Origin of the sequence: Chelativorans sp. AA-79 (assembly GCF_029457495.1) — a bacterium.
Lineage (GTDB): Bacteria > Pseudomonadota > Alphaproteobacteria > Rhizobiales > Rhizobiaceae > Chelativorans.
On sequence record NZ_CP120361.1, the window covers coordinates 1,550,004 to 1,566,758 of the forward strand.

Genomic DNA, 16,755 nt, shown 5'->3' on the forward strand with positions numbered 1-16,755 from the left:
AGCCGGGGTGAGCGACGTCATGGAACTTAACCGAGCAAGGTAGATCTGTCCTTCGGTCATTTCCACCGGAGTTTGCGCCGGATCAAAGCCCCTCCGGATCGGAGAGGCTAGATGGAGCTTCGGCAATCCCGCCAAGGAGAAGATGGCATGTCCCGCATCGTTGTTCTCGGCGCCGGCCTGGGCGGCGTCATCATGGCCTACGAGATGAAGGACAAGATGCGTCCCTCGGACGAACTGACCGTCATCAATCTCGGCTCCACCTATTCCTTCGTTCCCTCCAATCCCTGGGTAGCCGTCGGTTGGCGTGAGCCGGAGGAGGTCACCGTCGATCTCGCGCCCATCTTCGAACATCGCGGTATCAACCTGAGGCCGGAAGGCGCAAGACGGGTGATGGCATCGGAAAACCGTGTCGCGCTCAACGACGGTACATTCGTCGACTACGACTACCTGATCGTGGCCACAGGCCCCGATCTCGCCTTCGACGAGGTGCCCGGGCTGGGGCCGGAAGGCCACACCCAGTCGATCTGTCAGGTCGATCATGCGGTGGAGGCGAAGCGCGCGTTCGATACGCTGCTGAAGGAGCCGGGCCCGATCGTGGTCGGCGCGGTCCATGGTGCATCCTGCTTCGGCCCGGCCTACGAGTTCGCCTTCATCCTCGACACGGCGCTCCGGCAGGCAAGGAAGCGTGACCAGGTGCCAATCACCTTCGTCACGCCGGAGCCCTATATCGGCCATCTCGGCCTCGACGGGGTGGGCGACACCAAGGGTCTTATCGAAAGCGCCATGCGCGAGCGCCACATCAAGTGGATCACCAACGCCAAGGTGGCGAAGGTGGAGCCCGGCCGGATGTATGTGGAGGAGGTCAACGAGGCTGGCGAGACCGCAGCCAAGCACGAGCTTCCCTTCGCCTTCTCGATGATGCTGCCCGCTTTCCGGGGCGTGCCGGCGGTTTACGGTATCGAAGGGCTCGTGAATCCGCGCGGCTTCGTCACGGTGGACAAGCACCAGCGCAACGAGGCGTTTCCGAATATCTTCGCCATCGGCGTGTGCGTGGCCATTCCGCCGGTCGGCAAGACGCCGCTGCCCGTCGGCGTGCCGAAGACCGGCTTCATGATCGAGTCGATGGTTTCGGCCACGGCAGAGAACATCGCCGCCCTGCTGAGGGGCGAGAAGCCGAGGGCGGTCGCCTCCTGGAATGCGGTCTGCCTCGCTGATTTCGGCGACGAGGGCATCGCCTTCGTGGCGCAGCCGCAGATTCCGCCGCGCAACGTCAACTGGTCCTCGCAAGGCCGCTGGGTGCACGCGGCCAAGATCGGCTTCGAGAAGTACTTCCTGCACAAGGTTCGGCAAGGCAAGGCGGAGACCTTCTACGAGAACCTCGCCCTGCACATGCTCGGCATTCGGAAACTCAAGGAAATCGAGATCGAGCCGGGCGAATGAACGCACGGCCAACCCCAAGGAGAATGACAATGACCCTCGATCGCACCGTCATGATGTTTGCCGGCTTCATGGTGCTCGCCTCGCTGGCACTCGGCTTCTACGTCTCGCCCTATTGGTATCTCCTGACCGCCTTTGTCGGGCTCAACCTGATGCAGGCGTCGCTCACCGGCTTCTGCCCGGCCGCCATGGTCTTCAAGAAGCTCGGCGTAAAACCGGGCACGGCTTTCAAATAGGCGGAACCATGGCGCGCTTTAACCTCCTCGTTGTCCTGCTGCTCGCGGCCGCCGCCGCTCATCCCGCCCTGGCCGGCGAATTCACGGTGAACACGATCGTCATACCTGAGATGAAAGCCGTCTTCGGCCAGGTGCGAAGCCGCACGGTCGTGCCGGCGCGCGCCCGCACCGGCGGCACCATCCGCGCCATCGATGTCACCGAAGGCAGCGAGGTGGAAGAGGGGCAGGTGGTCGCCATTGTCGTTGATGACAAGATCGCGCTCGAGTTGGATGCGGCGGAGGCGAGGATCAAGGAGGTCTCTTCGCAGCTCGACAACGCTCGAACCGAGCTCGATCGCGCCGAGCAGCTCCTCGCCCGCGGCGTCGTCTCACAGGGACATGTGGACCAGGCCAGGACCCAGTTCGAAGTCGCCAGCAATCAGCTTGCGGCGGCGGAGGCGAGCAAGGCCGTGCTGGAGCAGCGGGCCCGGGAGGGCGAGGTTCTTGCGCCGGCCACCGGCCGTGTCCTCACGGTGCCGGTCACCCCCGGCTCCGTTGTCCTGTCCGGCGAGGAGGTGGCGCGCATTGCCTCCGGTCAATATTATCTTCGCCTCTCCCTGCCGGAGCGACACGCCGCCGAGATCAGGGAAGGGGCCATTGTGCGTCTCGGCCAGCGCGGCCTTCGCGGTAGTGCTGCGGCGGAAACGGAGTTCGAGGGCCGCATCGCAAAAGTCTACCCGGAGATTTCGGAAGGTCGCGTGATCGCCGATGTCGAGGTGGCGGGCCTCGGCGACTATTTTGTCAACGAGCGCACGCTCGTGTGGATTCCCGTCGGCAGCCGCGATGTTGTCGCCGTGCCGCCCGAGGCGATAACGACGCGGCACGGCATCGACTATGTCAGCCTGGCGACAGCCGATGGGCCGACGGACATCGCCGTCATTCTGGGCGAGAGCATCGCCGATGCCACCGGAGAGCGGATCGAGATCCTGAGCGGTCTGCGGGCGGGCGACAAGGTGCTCGTCCCATGAAGCTCGGCATCGCCGGCGGGCTCACCCGCGCCTTCATCGCCTCTCCGCTCACACCGCTCTTTCTGCTTGCGGCTTTCGCGCTCGGTCTCGTGGCTCTCGTCACCCTCCCGCGCGAGGAGGAGCCGCAGATCTCCGTGCCGATGGTCGACATCCATGTCCAGGCCAACGGCCTGAAGGCGGAGGATGCGGTCAAGCTCGTGACGGAACCGCTGGAAGCCATCGTCAAGAGCATCGACGGTGTCGAGCATGTCTATTCCCAGACCCAGGACGACGGGGCGCTGGTGACGGCCCGCTTCCTGGTCGGCACGAGTGCCGATGCCGCGATCCTGCGCGTCCACGAGAAGGTGCGAGCCAATATGGATCGCATTCCCGTCGGCATCCCCGAGCCGCTCATCGTCGGCCGTGGCATAGACGACGTCGCCATCGTCGTCGTCACGCTTACGCCAGCCCCGGAGGCGGCGGAGCGCTGGACGGCCAACGGGCTGACGCGCCTTGCACGCGAGTTGCAGGTCGAGGTGGCGAAGCTCCCCGACATCGGCCTCACCTATATCGTCGGCGAGCAGCCCGAGGAAATCCGCATCGAGCCCGACCCCGAAAAGCTGTCGCTCTACGGCATCACGCTGCAGCAGCTTTCCGCCAAGGTGGAGGGGGCCAATCGCTCGTTCCAGGCGGCAACCGTGCGTGAAGGAGGCGGGCAGCGCATGTTGCTCGCCGGCCAGACGCTGCAGACGCAAAGCGAGATCGGCAATCTTCTCATCACGGCCCGCGACGGCCGGCCCGTCTATGTGCGCGACGTGGCCCAGGTGGTGCTTGCGGCCGAGCCGAACGAAAGCCGTGTCACGGAGGTGCGCAAGACGGAGGAGGGGCTTGAACGCCTGCCTGCCGTCTCCCTCGCGATCGCCAAGCGGCCCGGCACCAATGCCGTCGTCATCGCCGAGACCATCATCCACCGGCTGGAGCAGGTGCGCGGGCAGATCTTCCCCGAAGATGTCGAGATGACGGTCACGCGCGACTATGGCGAGACGGCCAATGAGAAGGCAAACGAGCTGCTCTTTCATCTGGGGCTGGCCACGGTCTCCATTGTACTCCTCGTCGCTTTCGCGATCGGCTGGCGGGAGGCGCTGGTCGTCGCGGTGGTGATCCCCACGACGATCCTGCTCACGCTCTTTGCCTCGCGCGTCATGGGCTACACGCTCAACCGCGTGAGCCTCTTCGCGCTCATCTTCTCGATCGGCATCCTGGTGGACGACGCCATCGTGGTGATCGAGAACATCGCGCGCCATTGGGCGATGAAGGACGGCCGCACGCGCGCCCAAGCGGCGATCGAGGCCGTCGCGGAGGTCGGCAACCCCACCATCGTGGCGACGCTCACGGTGGTCGCAGCCCTCCTGCCCATGCTGTTCGTGTCGGGCATGATGGGGCCCTATATGAGCCCGATCCCGGCGAACGCATCCGCCGCGATGCTGTTTTCCTTCTTCGTGGCCGTCATGCTGACGCCCTGGCTGATGCTGAAATTTGCGGGGAAGGGCGGGGAAGGCCCTGCCCACGGGCATGGCGACGACCATGGCGGCCGGCTCGGGAAGGCTTATATGGCGATAGCCCGGCCGATCCTAAGATCGCGTCTGCGCGCCTGGATCTTCCTGCTGTTGGTCGGCGTCGCCACGCTCGCGTCCCTGGTGCTCTTCTACACCAAGGACGTGACGGTCAAGCTGCTTCCCTTCGACAACAAGACGGAACTGCAGGTGGTCGTCGACTTGCCCGAAGGCGCATCGGTGGAGGATACCGATCGTGCCTTGCAGCAGATCGTCAACCGCCTGGCTTCGGTTCCGGAGGTCGTCTCTTTCCAGAGCTATGCGGGCACCTCTGCCCCGTTCAACTTCAACGGCCTGGTGCGCCACTACTACCTGCGTTCGTCCCCGGAGCTGGGAGATGTGCAGGTCAACCTCCTGCCGAAAGATGAGCGCGATCGCGCCAGCCACGACATTGCACTTGAGCTGCGAGAGCGCCTGGCGGGCCTCGGCTTGCCGGACGGGACGGCGATCAAGGTCGTCGAGCCGCCGCCGGGGCCGCCGGTCATGGGGACCCTGCTCGCCGAGATCTATGGTCCCGACCCGGAGACCAGGCGCGCTGTCGCGGCAAAGGTGCGTAATATCTTCGAGAGCGTTCCCTTCATCGTCGATGTGGACGACTCCTACGGCGTCCGGCACGAACGAGTGCGGCTCGGCATCGATCAGGACAATCTCGAATACCACAAGGTCGAACAGGCCGACGTCTACGACGCGATCCGTGCGCTCTACTCCGGTTCGACCGTCGGCTATTCGCATCGTGGAGGCGGGCGGCAGCCGATCCCGATCCGCATTGCGCTGCCAAAAGGCGAAAAAGTGATCAATGAAAGGGCGCTGGCCACGCCGGTGCCGGCCAATGCGCTGCCGGGCGGGCGAGGCATCGTCGAACTCGGGGATGTCGTCACAGTGACGCGGGAGCCGGCATCGTTCCCGATCTTCCGCCACAACGGCCGTGCGGCCGAGATGGTGACGGCGGAGCTTGCCGGGCAGTTCGAGGCTCCGGTCTACGGGATGATGGCGGTGGCCGATGCCATCGAAGAGGCCGATTGGGGCGACGTGCCGAAACCCGTGATCGCGCTCAATGGCCAGCCCGACGACGAGTCGGTTCCGACATTGCTCTGGGATGGCGAGTGGGAGGTGACCTGGGTGACCTTCCGCGACATGGGCGCGGCCTTCATGGTCGCCATTCTGGGCATCTACATCCTCGTCGTCGCCCAGTTCGGCTCCTTCAAGCTGCCGCTGGTCATCCTGACACCGATCCCGCTCACCTTCATCGGCATCATGCTCGGGCACTGGCTGTTCGGCGCGCCTTTTTCGGCGACTTCCATGATCGGCTTCATCGCGCTTGCCGGCATCATCGTGCGCAACTCGATCCTGCTTGTGGACTTCATCCGTCATGCGCATACGCCCGAGCGGCCACTGATCGATGTGCTTCTGCAGGCTGGTGCCATACGCTTCAAGCCGATCCTGCTCACCGCGATCGCGGCGATGATCGGCGCGGCGGTCATCCTCGCCGACCCGATCTTCCAGGGCCTGGCAATCTCACTGCTCTTCGGGCTTGCATCTTCGACCGCGCTCACCGTGCTGGTCATCCCGGCGATCTATGTGGCGCTGAGGGGAAAGCGCGGCGGCACTCTCGAACTGGACCAGGACCCAGACAGGCCGGTCTCTGTGGACGGAAACGAATTGAGGGTCGTCTAGCATACGGCCAGACCGGTTTTAGTTCTGCCTCGTTGGGGCGCAATGCGGTTATAGGCTTGCCACTGCCTCTTGCAGCATTCGCCTCACGTCTTCGGCGACGTCGGCGAGCGTTGGGTTGTCGACCGCAACCATCGAAGCGGCCGGATCAACGGCAGCCACCTCCACCGTCCCTGGCGCCGTCTCGATGACGATCACGTTGCATGGCAACATGGTCCCGATCTTGTCTTCGGCCTTGAGGGCTCTCCAAGCAAAATGAGGGTTACAGGCGCCCAAGATGGTATAGGGCTTGAAGTCTACACCCAGCTTGTTCTTCATCGTTGCTTTTACGTCGATTGTGGTTAGGACGCCAAAACCTTTGGCGGCGAGAGCCGTCGTCACGCGTGCGACGGCGTCTTGGAATGGCATATCGATTGTCTTGGTGAAATAGTAGCTCATTGGTGACCCGTACTCATTTGCACGGCAGGTGGACCGGCACTCGGTATCACCCCCGCCCGCTACAACTGCGAAGGCAATTAGGTGACGCGCAGATGTATTGCATTGACGCAGAGCAAAACACACGACGCTCACGCGTGTTCCGTCACTTCTGCGCGGTGACATAGAGCGTCCTATCTCTTTCGACGGGACTCTCGTCTCGCGAGGGGTGCCTAGGCGGCTTTGGCCGCTCGCCCCGACAGCCGGTCGATCGAAATGCGAAAGAAGACCTCCGGCTCGTATTTGGACAGAGGTGGCGTTACCGGCTTAAGGTCCCCCGGCTCCCACCAGTCGGCATGCCTGCTCAAGAGCGACCACGCACGATCCCGCTCGCGCTTGTGCCCGATGCGGTCCGGCAGTTCCTCGAACCGTCCGTCGACAATGACGCTACGCCATTCTTCGCCATGTCCACACTCCTCGACGAGGACCGACACCAGCGGGTTCTCCCTCATCCATTCGATCTTCCTGCCGGGGAGGGAGAACGCATAAAGGTGATCGCCAGCGTAGGCGTAGTAGATGGGAACGACGTACGGCTGCTTGCCTTTTGCACAAGCCAGGCGCGCAAGGCGGTTGTCGGCCAGCATCTTCCTGCATTCGGTCTCGCTCAGGGTGAGGATAAACATCAGCCTGTCTCCTGTCCTCACAGATCAATCTTGGCGGGAGGGCATGTCACGCCTACTCGCGTCGCTCTGCGCGGCTGTTGTCGGCGAGGGTATCAGCCGGATGCAATACCACGATATCTCCGGATGTTACCCCGCCAAGAATTTGGGCCACTTCATCGTTCATATGGCCGATCTCCACGGCAGTCTGCTTCACGCGATCGCCTGTAAGCAGGAACACGTTCCAATCGCTCCCGTTCCGGAACAGGGCGCTGATGGGCACCTGCAGGCAGTCGGCACATTCCCAGATGGCCAGTTCCACGAAAACGCGGTAGCCGTGCCCCAGCCGACCATCGCCCTCGTCGAGATCGAGAACGGTGTTGACGCGCTGCTCCTCGATGCCGAGGGCGGAGACTTTCGTAAAGGCGGCGGGATCGACGCGGCGGACGGTGGCCTCAAGGCTGCGCTCACCGCCCCAGTCCCGCACGAGCGCCTTGGTTCCGGGGCCGATGCGGACGGCATCGGCCGACAGAAGGTCGGCCACGATTTCGAGGTCTGTGGTGTTGCCGATATCCGCGATGCGCGCGCCGGCCGCCACAGCCTGTTCGCTCTTGGCCGCCACGGCGAGCACGACACCGTCCACGGGCGCGAGAACATCGACGCAGCAGCCTTTAGCATCCAAAGCTGCGGACCCCGGCTGCATGAGGCGGGCCTCCGCGCTCGCAAGCTCCGCGCGGCGGAACCCGACCGTCGCCTTTGCGGCTTCCACTGCCGCCTTCTGCAGTTCGAATTCATTCGTTGCGCGGTGCAAAGCGCTCTCGGAAATGACGCCTGGCACCGCCAGCTTGAGCGCGCGGCCGAGTTCCGTCTCGGCAAGGCGCAGGGCGGTCTCGGCGCGTTGCAGCTCGCTCTCGGCAATGCCCACGCCGGAGCGCGCGGCATCGCGAGCGGCGAGCAGTTCGGCCTCGGTGCGCCTGTCGATCAGCGGCGGGGCGAGCGGATGGATCGCCGCGACCACGGTTTCGCCGGCCTTTACGCGATCGCCCTCGTTGAGCAGGGTGCGCGAAAGTTGCCCGGCGATCGGAGCGGAGACGGCATACACCTCGCGAACCCGCGTGACGCCTTCCTCACGGATCGTCACCTTCATCGGTCCCTGCTTCACTTCAGCCACGTCGACGAGGGCCGGCTGCTCGCGCAGGGACCAGGCCAAGAGGGCGATCACCGCGACGGCGGCAAGCCCGAAGAGAATGCGTTTGAACCAGGGGGATTTCATTGGATCATTCCCTTGTCTTGAGAACGCGCACCAGATCGAGCCTGTCGATGCGGCGGCGCACGATCAGCGCCGAGATCGCCGCAACGGTTACGACGATGAGGCTTGCAATGGCGAAGGTGGATCGGTTGATGACGAAGGGGACGCGGAACAGGTCGCTCTCGAAACCTCGTACGACCGACCAGGAAAGAAGATATCCGAGCAGCCAGCCGAGCGGCTGCGCGAGAAGCACCATGGCGCCGAGCTCGATCAGGAGCACGCTCGATACCTCGCCATTGGTGAAGCCGAACACGCGCAGGCTCGCCAGCTCCCGCGCCCGCTCAGAGAACTGGATGCGGGCGGAGTTGTAGACGACGCCGAATGTGATGATGACCGCAAGCGCCGTGTAGACGCTGGTCATGATCGTGATGTTCTTCTCGATCGTCTCGCGAAAGCGCTGGCGCGACAAGCCCTGCAGGGCAATCGCCGTGACGGCGGGCGTCTCCTTGATCGTCGTGTACAGGTCGTCGAGCCGGGAGGCATCGATTTTCACGCGGACGCCGGATAGTCGCGGGCCATCGCCGATCACACGGTCGAGGGCATCGGCGCGCATATAAACGGCGAGCCCGACATAGCTTTCCACGATGGCGCTGACGGGAACGGGCACCTTGCGGTGCGCCCGTTCGAGAAGCTCCACTTCGGCGATATCGCCCACCTGGAGGTGGAGCAGCTTGGCGACCCATTCGGAGATCATCAGGCCGACCGGCGCCGGCTCAACGGGATCGAGCGCCTTGTCCAGCATGCGCGCGAGATCCGGGTTCTCCATCATGCCGGAGATCGTCAGGCGCCGCTCGCGATGTCCGTAACGCAGGATCACCGGTGTCGCGCGAAAACCTTCCGCGCGCAGGACACCCGGCATGGCGGCGACCGACTGCAGCGCCCGTGGCGACCGCTCGTTGGCGAAGGCGATCGTGGCATCCTGACGCTCGGTGCGGAAGAACACCGTGTCGACCATGAAGGCGACTGAATCGAAGGAGAAGAGCGCCATGATCAGGAGAGCCACGGCAAGCGAGGTGCCGAACGCCGTGAGCAGCGTGCGCACCGGCCAACGCACCAGATGCCTGAAGGCCATGATCGTCAGCTGCGATAATATCGTCAGATGATGCGCGCCCTCGGAAAAGAAACTGCGATACCGCGTCGGCGTCGGCGGCTGCATGGCGATGGCGGAAGGCAGGCTGGCGACGCCCCAGATCGAGCGCATGCTGCCCGCCAGCGCGGCAACGGCGCTGACGATCGCGGCGATCGCGTAGAGATCGAGGCTTTGACGGAAGATGAGGAACGGAAAGGAATAGAACTGGGCATAGAGCCGCGTCATGCCGCGGCCTAGCCAATCACCTGCAATGGAGCCGATGACGATGCCGATGAGCGCGATGACGAGCGTCAGTTTGGCGTAGTGCCAGGCGATTGCCGCGGAGCCGTAGCCGACCGCCTTCATGAGCCCTACCTGTTCGCGTTCGAGCGCGATGAGCCGCGTCAGGATCATGTTGACGAGGAACGCCGAGACGAACAGGAAGACCGGCGGGATGACGGCTGCCATGGCGCGAAGCTGGGCCAGCTCCTCGTCGAGGAATGTGTGCGAGATCTGATCGGTCCGATCGTGTGCGCCCGTGCCGCCATAGGGCCTCAAAATGGCATCGAGCGTGTCGATGATTTCGCTGAAGTCGGCATTCCTCTGCGTACGCAGGGCGACGTCGTTGAATGCGCCCTCCATGTCGAAGATGCCCGCCAGCGCGGCACGCGGCATGAAGAAGACGCCGAAGCGCCGCTGGTCCGGAATCATGTCGCCGGGGCCGATAGCATAGATGTATTCGGGCGAAAGCACGATGCCCGTGACGGTCAGCGTGCGCTTTCGGCCGTTCATGATGGCGTCGAACTGGCTGCCGGGCACCATTCGGTGGGCGAGGGCAAAGGGCTCCGTCACGGCGATCTCACCGGTGCGGCCGGGCTCCGGCAGCCGGCCTGAGCGCAGATAGAGCCGGTTGACGGCGGGTTCGCCATGGTCGGGGATCGAGACGGCGATGCCGGTGGCGGGCTCGGCCATTCCGGGCATATCGAGCAGGACCGGCTTGACGATGCGCAGCTCGATCCCGCTCACCCCGGAGATTGAGGCGAGTTCGTTCTTCATCTGCAAGGGAGCGCGCGTCAGCCCCGAAAAGACGGTCGCGAACCGATAGCGGTCGTAGAAGGCCGAACGCGTTTCTTCCAGTGACCGGTAGGCACCGATTGCAAGGATGATCGTCGCCACCCCGCAGGCCATGACTAGGGCAATCGCCAGAACCTGAGCCCACAGGCGGAAGAGGTCGCGGAGCAATTTCCTGTCCAGAACCGACATCGTCTTCACCAGCTCACTTCGGCGGGCTGGGCCCGCTTTTCATTGACCTTGGCATCGGCAATCCGGCCATCCCTGAATGTGAAGACGCGGTGGGCGATGTCCCGGATTCCGGCGTTGTGGGTGATGATCGCCATGGTGGTCTTCAGCTCCTCGTTGATGCGCCAGAGTGCTTCGAGGACGATGATGCCGGTCTTGGAATCGAGCGCGCCGGTCGGCTCGTCGCAGAGCATCACCTCCGGCCGCTTGGCGATGGCGCGGGCAATCGCCACGCGCTGTTGCTCGCCGCCCGAGAGCTGGGCGGGGAAATGCGTCATCCGATCCTTCAGACCCACCATCTCCAGCGCCTCCTCGGGCGCCATGGGAGTCGGGGAAATCTCTGTGACGAGGGCGACATTCTCCCACGCCGTGAGGCTGGGGATCAGGTTGTAGAATTGGAACACGAAGCCGATATGGTCGCGCCGGAAACGGGTGAGCTGCCGCTCGGAGAAGGCGGTGATATCCTGGCCGCGAAAGTGCACCGTACCCGAGGTCGCGCGATCGAGCCCGCCCATGATGTTGAGGAGGGTCGACTTGCCGCTGCCCGAGGGACCGAGCAGAACCGCCATCTCACCTTGTTCGAGGTCGAGGTCCACGCCGCGAAGCGCGAAGACCTCGACCTCGCCGGAGCGATAGATCTTCGTCAGGTTGTGGGCGGAGAAGATCGGGTCGTCCATGAAAGCGGCCTCGGCATTGGTCCGCCTTTGATAGGGTGTCGGGGCCGCAACGCCTTGATGCGTGTCAAACCGCTGCCGCCATGGCCCGACGACAGTCCGTTAGTGTGCCGGCCACAGCTGGCGCAGTGACTTCTTCATGGAGTTGCGGACCTGGAGGATCTCGCCGGGCGAGATATGGCGGTCGAGCAGCCGAAACACGGCGGCTATTGCCGTATCGGCATCATGGAGCATGTCGTGTTCAAAATCACGGCCGATGCGTAAAATGAAGTCTTCCTTCTTGCGATCCCAAACCGGGCTTTCCTGGGGTTGCCAGCCCTCGAAGAAGACGCCGCGGACGAGGACGGGAAGTTGCGCTGAGAGATCGGCGACTTCCTCAGGGGAAAGCCAGTCGCGAAGCGCGTGGAGGACCGAGCGGAAGAGATGATAGGCGCGTGGCTCGCTCCAATTCAGATCGGCCGCGAGCTCGTTCACCCATTGCTGCGCCTGCTGCGCGGCCTGGGTGAAGCTGGATATGGTGGTATGTGTCATGGCAGTACTCCTGAAAAGCACCTCTTCCCACGGTAGGCGGCCAGTTGCATTGAGCCGTATCAAGTCTCGCGCCGATCAGGCGGTGCGCAATATTCGTTCCACCGGAACGCTGAGCTTCATTTCGGTAACGTCGCGCCCAGAAAGTTCGATCAGGCGACGTTCGTCCAGGATACGGAATCGCTGGGGGTTGATGATGCTCAAAACACGATGCCGCGCCATTTCCTGAATGGAGCGGCTGATCGATTCGACCGTCGTCCCCAGATAGGCGGCCATGTCTCGGCGCGAGATCGGGATCGTCACCGAGTTGCCCAGACACTGAAGGGAATCCGGTGGAAATTTGGCCGAGCGGCGGCGAAGGACCAGGAGAAAGGTGGCAATGCGTTCAGTCACTGACTGGCAGCCCAGTAGCAGCATCCAGTTCTGCGCGCTCTGAAGCTCATCGAGCATCGAGAGCAGCATCCGGTGCTCCAATGCAGGGAATTGCGAAAGCAAGCTTTCGAAGCCGGCACGACTATAGCAGCATAGCGTCACGTCCGTTGCCGCTTCGATCGAAACATTCGAGGTGGAGGAGAAGACGCGGCCGAACATGTCGGAAGGCATCAGGAGCCCAACGATCAACTGTCGTCCGTCGTACAGCGTCTTCTGCATTCTTAGCACGCCACGCGTGACGGTGCCGACGAAGGGAGCTTCCTCTTCCTCACCGACGATAATTTCGCCTGCAGCATATCTTTTGATCCGGCCGAGGCGCTGGAGTTGCCGGTGCAATTCCGGTTCCATTTCTTGACATATGGAACAGCGCTGGGTGGTCGATTGATCGGCTGCGGGCGTGTGCAGGGTGGACAACGCGGTCATTGGTTCCCTCGACAGGCAAGGATGCGATTTCGCGCCGCTGGTTGAGGCAAGCAGCGGTCGGGCTGCTCCTGTTTCCTTCTCAATGCCAGATTGGCAGAGTTGACCGCTTTGAACTTTGCTCAGGATCAAAGAATTCGGTGGCTCACGATCAGTTATTGAAAAGGCCGGATCTTTGATCCGGCCTTCAGGCAGCGGTACATTGGAGTGCCGCCTATTTCTCTAGCACCTGCCGACGATCCTCAAACTCTTTCTTATCGATTTCGCCGCGGGCGAAACGCTCCCTCAGGATTTCGAGTGGCGTCAAGCCTGCAGCCGATTGCTGTAGCCCGGGGGTGGTCTGCCAGCCTCCTCCCGCCCAACGGACGAGCAGGACCGTGACGGCAATCAAAGCCGCCAACACCAGAATGACGGTTAGCGGTCCAAAGATCATCATGCCGTACAAACCGCTCCCCCAGTCCATCATGTGGGGGCCGTAGACATATCGGCTTTGTTCCGTCACCTCCTGCGCCAACGCTGGGCCGGAAAGGAAGCCGGTGATGGCACTTCCCGCCACCACAAGGAGAGTGAACATCTTCAGCATTTTCAGCTCCATCGCGCCAGGCCGCCGCGCTCTATTCCTGGATGAACTGGCGGATCTCGTCCGGCGTCACGTTTCCGTCCTTGTCCGCGTCGATGCTATCGAAGATCCGTTTGTGAATGGCCGACACTTCCTCGAAGGAGAGGCCACCGTCACCGTTGGCATCCGCGATCGCAAACATGATCTTCATCATGTGCGGCCGCATAGGGCGCATGGGCATTGCGCCCATCATCCCCGGCTGCATGGCACCCATCATATCGGGCATCATGCCGCCTCCCATCATACCAGGACCCCCTTGCCCCATCATGCCGGGGCTGGCGGGCTGCTCTTCTTGTGGCGCTTCGGCATCCGCCTGGGGAGATGGCGCGGCCTGCGCAACAAGCGGATGATGTGCATCATGGGACGTATCCGTCTGCGCAGCAGATGCCGCGGTAGCGCCGGCTGCCACCAAGGCCGCCAGGGCTAGGGCGGGTGGAAATGCGGCTCTGATCTTGGCGTACATGGAAGTCTCCAGTTCATTCATTGCACATATGCGCCGAGGCGCGACGCGCGCTTATGCGGCCATGGTCTTCCCACTGCCGGGACGGTCGGAAAGCCGCTTTTGCCAAATGCTCCAGGTCCAGCTCCCGGTTGTTCAATCCGAGATAACGTCGGATCGCCGCGTCCGGGACGCCGAGATCGCGCAGGACGGCGATGGACAGTGCAAGCTCCACGGCTTCGCAGAGATCGGGTAGCTGTGGTTGTGCCATGGATCTTTCCCCGGCTCTTGCGTGTGCCCGCTCCGGCGCAGGCTTTGCCGTCTCACGCAGCCTTGACTACGATCTTCTTGTCGGCCTTCTGCGCCTGAGCTGTCTTTGGCAGCCTTACAGTCAGGACACCTTTGGTGAAGGTAGCCTCGATTTTGTCCGCGTCCACTCCGTCGGGGACTCGGAAAGAGCGCTGGAAGGAGCCGTAGCGGCGCTCGGACAGGTAATAGTCCTTGTCCTTTTCCTCCTTCTCTTCCTTCTTCTCGCCCTTGATCGTCAGCGTGTGGTTGGAAAGCTTGATCTCGACGTTCTTCTCGTCGATGCCGGGAAGCTCGGCCGTGATTTCGTATTCCTTCTCCTTCTCGACGAGATCCATTGCCGGTGCGACCTGCCAGGCGGCGCGGCTGAACTTCGGTATCTCAAGGTCGAAGGCGGCACGGGACGGCAGGCGCCAGCCGAATGGATGGAAATCGTCGAAGAGACGATCGATCTCCCGCCGCAGGCTCTCAAACGGCGCCCATCCCTCAGGAGACGCAACGGATTTTTCGGATTTCACCGGCAGTTTTGTGGCAGCTTCGGCCATGGATCGATACTCCTTGTTTCTCTTGGAACCGGCAGGTGCCGCCGCCTCCGCCCGTCGACATCGGGTCTCCCCGAAAGGCGCGCGGGCCGGAGGCAAGCGGTCCCGCCTGTCAGGCCTCTTCGCCGGTCTGGTCCCTGGCTTCGCGAGTTGCGCCTTGCGGCGGCTTCCCGCGCCCGCTTCACCGAACCCGGCTCAGCCTGACAAGAGCTGCATCAAACCGGAAAAGCGGCCATGGGGCATTGACGTGCGTCAACTTTGCGCCGAATTGCTCGCGGCCTTAAGGAATGTCGTCTTCAACTGCCCTACCGCCCTCGGTCTCCCAGGCAGAGATGTGACGGCCTCAGCGCATGGCCAGGCTGAGCCGGGAAACTCCGTTTCGAACGAATGGCTCTACTTGATCGCCGTCAATGAGGCACGTGTAGCCACCATTCAAAGTCATCCGGGAACAAAACACGGAGATTCGTTGTGCGCGGACTGACGAGACGCTTTTTCGTTGCATCGGCTGCACTGAGCGCTGGGATGACATCAAGGTTCGCATCAGCCGGAGCCGACATCGCAATGCCTGCGAGTGCAAAGAGTGGCGGCATGCCGCTTCTCGAGGCGCTTTCCAAGCGGCGCTCGACAAGGCTTTTTTCCGACGAGGCAATCGACGAAGCCACCCTTTCCACATTTCTATGGTGCGCCTTCGGCATCAACCGTCCAGACAGCGGCTACCGGACCGCTCCGTCATGGCGAAGCTCGATGGAGACCGACATCTACGTCGCCGATATTCGCGGCGTAAGAAAGTTCGATCCCTCTGCGGAGGCAATGGCGCCCGCGTTGGATGAAGACATCAGAAAGAAGGCGAGCCCGCAGCCCTTTGTGGGTACGGCCCCCACGGTGCTGATCTATGTCGCTGACAGAAGCCGGATGGCTGACGCCCCGGAACCGGCGCAGATCCAGTCCGCGCATGTGGACGCGGCGATCATCGCCCAGAACGTCTACCTTTACTGCGCGTCCGTCGGGCTCGGAACGTGCCTGGTAGGCGGCGCGGACAAGGAGGGGCTCAAGGCGCTCTTGAGGCTGCCCGACACGCAGCTGGTCACCTTCGTCCAGCCAGTTGGCTATCCCAAGACGAATTGAGCGGAGCCTGCTTCCGAGCGAGGATCGGCTTAAGATGCCGCTCAAAGAATTCTGTCACGCCGGCACGATTGAGATGATCCGTGTCGGCGTAGAATTGCGGCTCGTCCATCGCGCCGGAGAAATCCAGGAACGTGAAGCCGTACTGCACCGCCCGCGACTGCAATGCGGCATTGAACTCCGCCTCGTTCGGCAGCAGCGCCGCAAAACGCGAAGGCAGTGGGAACTTGGCCACCACGACCCTGGCTCTGTTCTGCTTCGCCAGCTCGACGAGTTCGGCGAACTCTTCAAGGTAATGCTCGCGCGCGGCCTCCTCATCCGCGACCGCTGGGTGGAGGTATTCATCCCGTTTCTTCTCGGCCAAGGCGGACGGTTTGAAGGTGCGGTCGAAGATCATCTCTCCTTCCCAGATATCGGGGCGGAAGCGCTCCCGGTTGTTGAGCTTTGAAAAGCCGGTCAGATAGTCGAGAAGCGCGCGGGGATCGACGCCTTCAGCAAGGACGTAGCCCGCGAGATTGAGTGCGAGCGGCAGATGGAAGGGTGTCCTGGCCAGCAACGCGCCGTCGGCAAGGCGATCCTCGTTCCACATGGGCGAGCGGAAGGCGAAGCCGTCCGCCACATAGAGGATGTTCTCCGTCGAATGCTCCCGCAGGAAATGTTCCAGAACGAAGCGGTTGTAGAGAGGTCCGGTGCCGGGCCCCGCAAGGTTGAGGATACTGGCGCCGGTTTGTTCCTCCATCTCACTGTTGAAGCCGCCGAAGTCGAGCGGCATGGCGTGAGACGCACCGAGGATCACCCAGTCGAAGCGCTCGCGATCCGCAGCGTCGATCTTGAAGATCGGGTTCATGTGGCCGTTGCGATGGACGAGGTATTCGGAGCCGGCAAGGAGAAGAAGGTAGAGGAGAACGCCGATGGTGATGAAACCGGCCGCCGTTCCCGCCTTGATGCCTGTCCTGATCGGTATGACGCGTTCCATGACG

At 62.9% G+C, this 16,755-nt stretch carries 17 protein-coding genes; 5 read left to right on the plus strand and 12 right to left on the minus strand.

Annotation, left to right across the window (positions count from 1 at the left end):
- Positions 1–147 precede the first annotated feature (147 nt).
- Genes PVE73_RS07580 through PVE73_RS07595 form a run of 4 tightly spaced genes read left to right on the plus strand, consistent with a single transcriptional unit; the run spans position 148 to position 5,946 of the window.
- Positions 148–1,440, plus strand: a complete 1,293-nt coding sequence (locus tag PVE73_RS07580; RefSeq protein ID WP_277366355.1) for an FAD/NAD(P)-binding oxidoreductase — start codon at positions 148–150, stop codon at positions 1,438–1,440.
- 29 nt (positions 1,441–1,469) lie between these two features.
- Positions 1,470–1,673: a DUF2892 domain-containing protein gene (locus PVE73_RS07585; RefSeq protein WP_157016669.1), complete on the plus strand. Its 204-nt coding sequence runs from the start codon at positions 1,470–1,472 to the stop codon at positions 1,671–1,673.
- An 8-nt stretch (positions 1,674–1,681) separates the two neighbouring features.
- Positions 1,682–2,680 (plus strand): efflux RND transporter periplasmic adaptor subunit, encoded by a 999-nt coding sequence (locus PVE73_RS07590; RefSeq protein ID WP_277366356.1) that lies wholly within the window; start codon positions 1,682–1,684, stop codon positions 2,678–2,680.
- Positions 2,677–5,946, plus strand: coding sequence for an efflux RND transporter permease subunit (locus PVE73_RS07595; protein ID WP_277366357.1), 3,270 nt, complete (start codon positions 2,677–2,679; stop codon positions 5,944–5,946). The genes PVE73_RS07590 and PVE73_RS07595 overlap by 4 nt, the downstream gene beginning before the upstream one ends.
- A 48-nt stretch (positions 5,947–5,994) precedes the next feature.
- Here PVE73_RS07595 and PVE73_RS07600 read toward each other — a convergent pair whose 3' ends face one another.
- The 11 genes from PVE73_RS07600 to PVE73_RS07650 all read right to left on the minus strand — a co-directional run bounded on the left by PVE73_RS07600 (position 5,995) and on the right by PVE73_RS07650 (position 14,656).
- Entirely contained in the window at positions 5,995–6,381 is a 387-nt protein-coding gene (locus PVE73_RS07600) for a DUF302 domain-containing protein (RefSeq protein ID WP_277366358.1), read from the minus strand.
- A gap of 209 nt (positions 6,382–6,590) precedes the next feature.
- The gene (locus PVE73_RS07605) at positions 6,591–7,040 is read right to left on the minus strand and encodes a pyridoxamine 5'-phosphate oxidase family protein (protein WP_277366359.1); all 450 of its coding nucleotides are present in this window, start codon (positions 7,038–7,040) and stop codon (positions 6,591–6,593) included.
- 52 nt (positions 7,041–7,092) lie between these two features.
- Entirely contained in the window at positions 7,093–8,289 is a 1,197-nt protein-coding gene (locus tag PVE73_RS07610) for an HlyD family efflux transporter periplasmic adaptor subunit (RefSeq protein WP_277366360.1), read from the minus strand.
- A gap of 4 nt (positions 8,290–8,293) precedes the next feature.
- On the minus strand, positions 8,294–10,657 hold the full coding sequence (locus PVE73_RS07615; RefSeq protein WP_277366361.1) for an ABC transporter permease: 2,364 nt from the start codon (positions 10,655–10,657) through the stop codon (positions 8,294–8,296).
- A 5-nt stretch (positions 10,658–10,662) separates the two neighbouring features.
- Positions 10,663–11,370: an ABC transporter ATP-binding protein gene (locus PVE73_RS07620; protein ID WP_277366362.1), complete on the minus strand. Its 708-nt coding sequence runs from the start codon at positions 11,368–11,370 to the stop codon at positions 10,663–10,665.
- A 99-nt stretch (positions 11,371–11,469) separates the two neighbouring features.
- Positions 11,470–11,898, minus strand: coding sequence for a DUF2267 domain-containing protein (locus PVE73_RS07625; protein WP_011581611.1), 429 nt, complete (start codon positions 11,896–11,898; stop codon positions 11,470–11,472).
- Between the two features lie 75 nt (positions 11,899–11,973).
- Positions 11,974–12,750 (minus strand): Crp/Fnr family transcriptional regulator, encoded by a 777-nt coding sequence (locus PVE73_RS07630; protein WP_277366363.1) that lies wholly within the window; start codon positions 12,748–12,750, stop codon positions 11,974–11,976.
- 211 nt (positions 12,751–12,961) lie between these two features.
- Positions 12,962–13,330 carry an SHOCT domain-containing protein gene (locus PVE73_RS07635; RefSeq protein WP_011581609.1) on the minus strand — a complete coding sequence of 123 codons (369 nt, stop codon included), beginning with the start codon at positions 13,328–13,330 and terminating at the stop codon, positions 12,962–12,964.
- Positions 13,331–13,361: 31 nt separating this feature from the next.
- Positions 13,362–13,829: an EF-hand domain-containing protein gene (locus PVE73_RS07640; protein WP_277366364.1), complete on the minus strand. Its 468-nt coding sequence runs from the start codon at positions 13,827–13,829 to the stop codon at positions 13,362–13,364.
- 13 nt (positions 13,830–13,842) lie between these two features.
- Positions 13,843–14,076 carry a hypothetical protein gene (locus PVE73_RS07645; protein WP_157038077.1) on the minus strand — a complete coding sequence of 78 codons (234 nt, stop codon included), beginning with the start codon at positions 14,074–14,076 and terminating at the stop codon, positions 13,843–13,845.
- Positions 14,077–14,128: 52 nt separating this feature from the next.
- The gene (locus PVE73_RS07650) at positions 14,129–14,656 is read right to left on the minus strand and encodes an Hsp20/alpha crystallin family protein (RefSeq protein WP_277366365.1); all 528 of its coding nucleotides are present in this window, start codon (positions 14,654–14,656) and stop codon (positions 14,129–14,131) included.
- Between the two features lie 585 nt (positions 14,657–15,241).
- Here PVE73_RS07650 and PVE73_RS07655 point away from each other — a divergent pair.
- Positions 15,242–15,778, plus strand: a complete 537-nt coding sequence (locus PVE73_RS07655) for a nitroreductase family protein (RefSeq protein WP_277366366.1) — start codon at positions 15,242–15,244, stop codon at positions 15,776–15,778.
- Here the strand turns inward: PVE73_RS07655 and PVE73_RS07660 are convergent.
- Positions 15,738–16,751 (minus strand): SGNH/GDSL hydrolase family protein, encoded by a 1,014-nt coding sequence (locus PVE73_RS07660; protein WP_277366367.1) that lies wholly within the window; start codon positions 16,749–16,751, stop codon positions 15,738–15,740. The two genes, PVE73_RS07655 and PVE73_RS07660, sit on opposite strands and share 41 nt — an antisense overlap.
- Positions 16,752–16,755: the final 4 nt, after the last annotated feature.

What these genes read in the sequence shown, in the direction of transcription:
- PVE73_RS07605 (WP_277366359.1), bottom strand. Translation starts at nt 7,040, where the DNA reads ATGTTTATCCTCACCCTGAGCGAGACCGAATGCAGGAAGATGCTGGCC.
- PVE73_RS07615 (WP_277366361.1), bottom strand. Translation starts at nt 10,657, where the DNA reads ATGTCGGTTCTGGACAGGAAATTGCTCCGCGACCTCTTCCGCCTGTGG.
- PVE73_RS07625 (WP_011581611.1), bottom strand. Translation starts at nt 11,898, where the DNA reads ATGACACATACCACCATATCCAGCTTCACCCAGGCCGCGCAGCAGGCG.
- PVE73_RS07590 (WP_277366356.1), top strand. Translation starts at nt 1,682, where the DNA reads ATGGCGCGCTTTAACCTCCTCGTTGTCCTGCTGCTCGCGGCCGCCGCC.
- PVE73_RS07635 (WP_011581609.1), bottom strand. Translation starts at nt 13,330, where the DNA reads ATGCTGAAGATGTTCACTCTCCTTGTGGTGGCGGGAAGTGCCATCACC.
- PVE73_RS07660 (WP_277366367.1), bottom strand. Translation starts at nt 16,751, where the DNA reads ATGGAACGCGTCATACCGATCAGGACAGGCATCAAGGCGGGAACGGCG.
- PVE73_RS07630 (WP_277366363.1), bottom strand. Translation starts at nt 12,750, where the DNA reads ATGACCGCGTTGTCCACCCTGCACACGCCCGCAGCCGATCAATCGACC.
- PVE73_RS07655 (WP_277366366.1), top strand. Translation starts at nt 15,242, where the DNA reads ATGCCGCTTCTCGAGGCGCTTTCCAAGCGGCGCTCGACAAGGCTTTTT.
- PVE73_RS07595 (WP_277366357.1), top strand. Translation starts at nt 2,677, where the DNA reads ATGAAGCTCGGCATCGCCGGCGGGCTCACCCGCGCCTTCATCGCCTCT.
- PVE73_RS07600 (WP_277366358.1), bottom strand. Translation starts at nt 6,381, where the DNA reads ATGAGCTACTATTTCACCAAGACAATCGATATGCCATTCCAAGACGCC.
- PVE73_RS07610 (WP_277366360.1), bottom strand. Translation starts at nt 8,289, where the DNA reads ATGAAATCCCCCTGGTTCAAACGCATTCTCTTCGGGCTTGCCGCCGTC.
- PVE73_RS07580 (WP_277366355.1), top strand. Translation starts at nt 148, where the DNA reads ATGTCCCGCATCGTTGTTCTCGGCGCCGGCCTGGGCGGCGTCATCATG.
- PVE73_RS07645 (WP_157038077.1), bottom strand. Translation starts at nt 14,076, where the DNA reads ATGGCACAACCACAGCTACCCGATCTCTGCGAAGCCGTGGAGCTTGCA.
- PVE73_RS07585 (WP_157016669.1), top strand. Translation starts at nt 1,470, where the DNA reads ATGACCCTCGATCGCACCGTCATGATGTTTGCCGGCTTCATGGTGCTC.
- PVE73_RS07640 (WP_277366364.1), bottom strand. Translation starts at nt 13,829, where the DNA reads ATGTACGCCAAGATCAGAGCCGCATTTCCACCCGCCCTAGCCCTGGCG.
- PVE73_RS07650 (WP_277366365.1), bottom strand. Translation starts at nt 14,656, where the DNA reads ATGGCCGAAGCTGCCACAAAACTGCCGGTGAAATCCGAAAAATCCGTT.
- PVE73_RS07620 (WP_277366362.1), bottom strand. Translation starts at nt 11,370, where the DNA reads ATGGACGACCCGATCTTCTCCGCCCACAACCTGACGAAGATCTATCGC.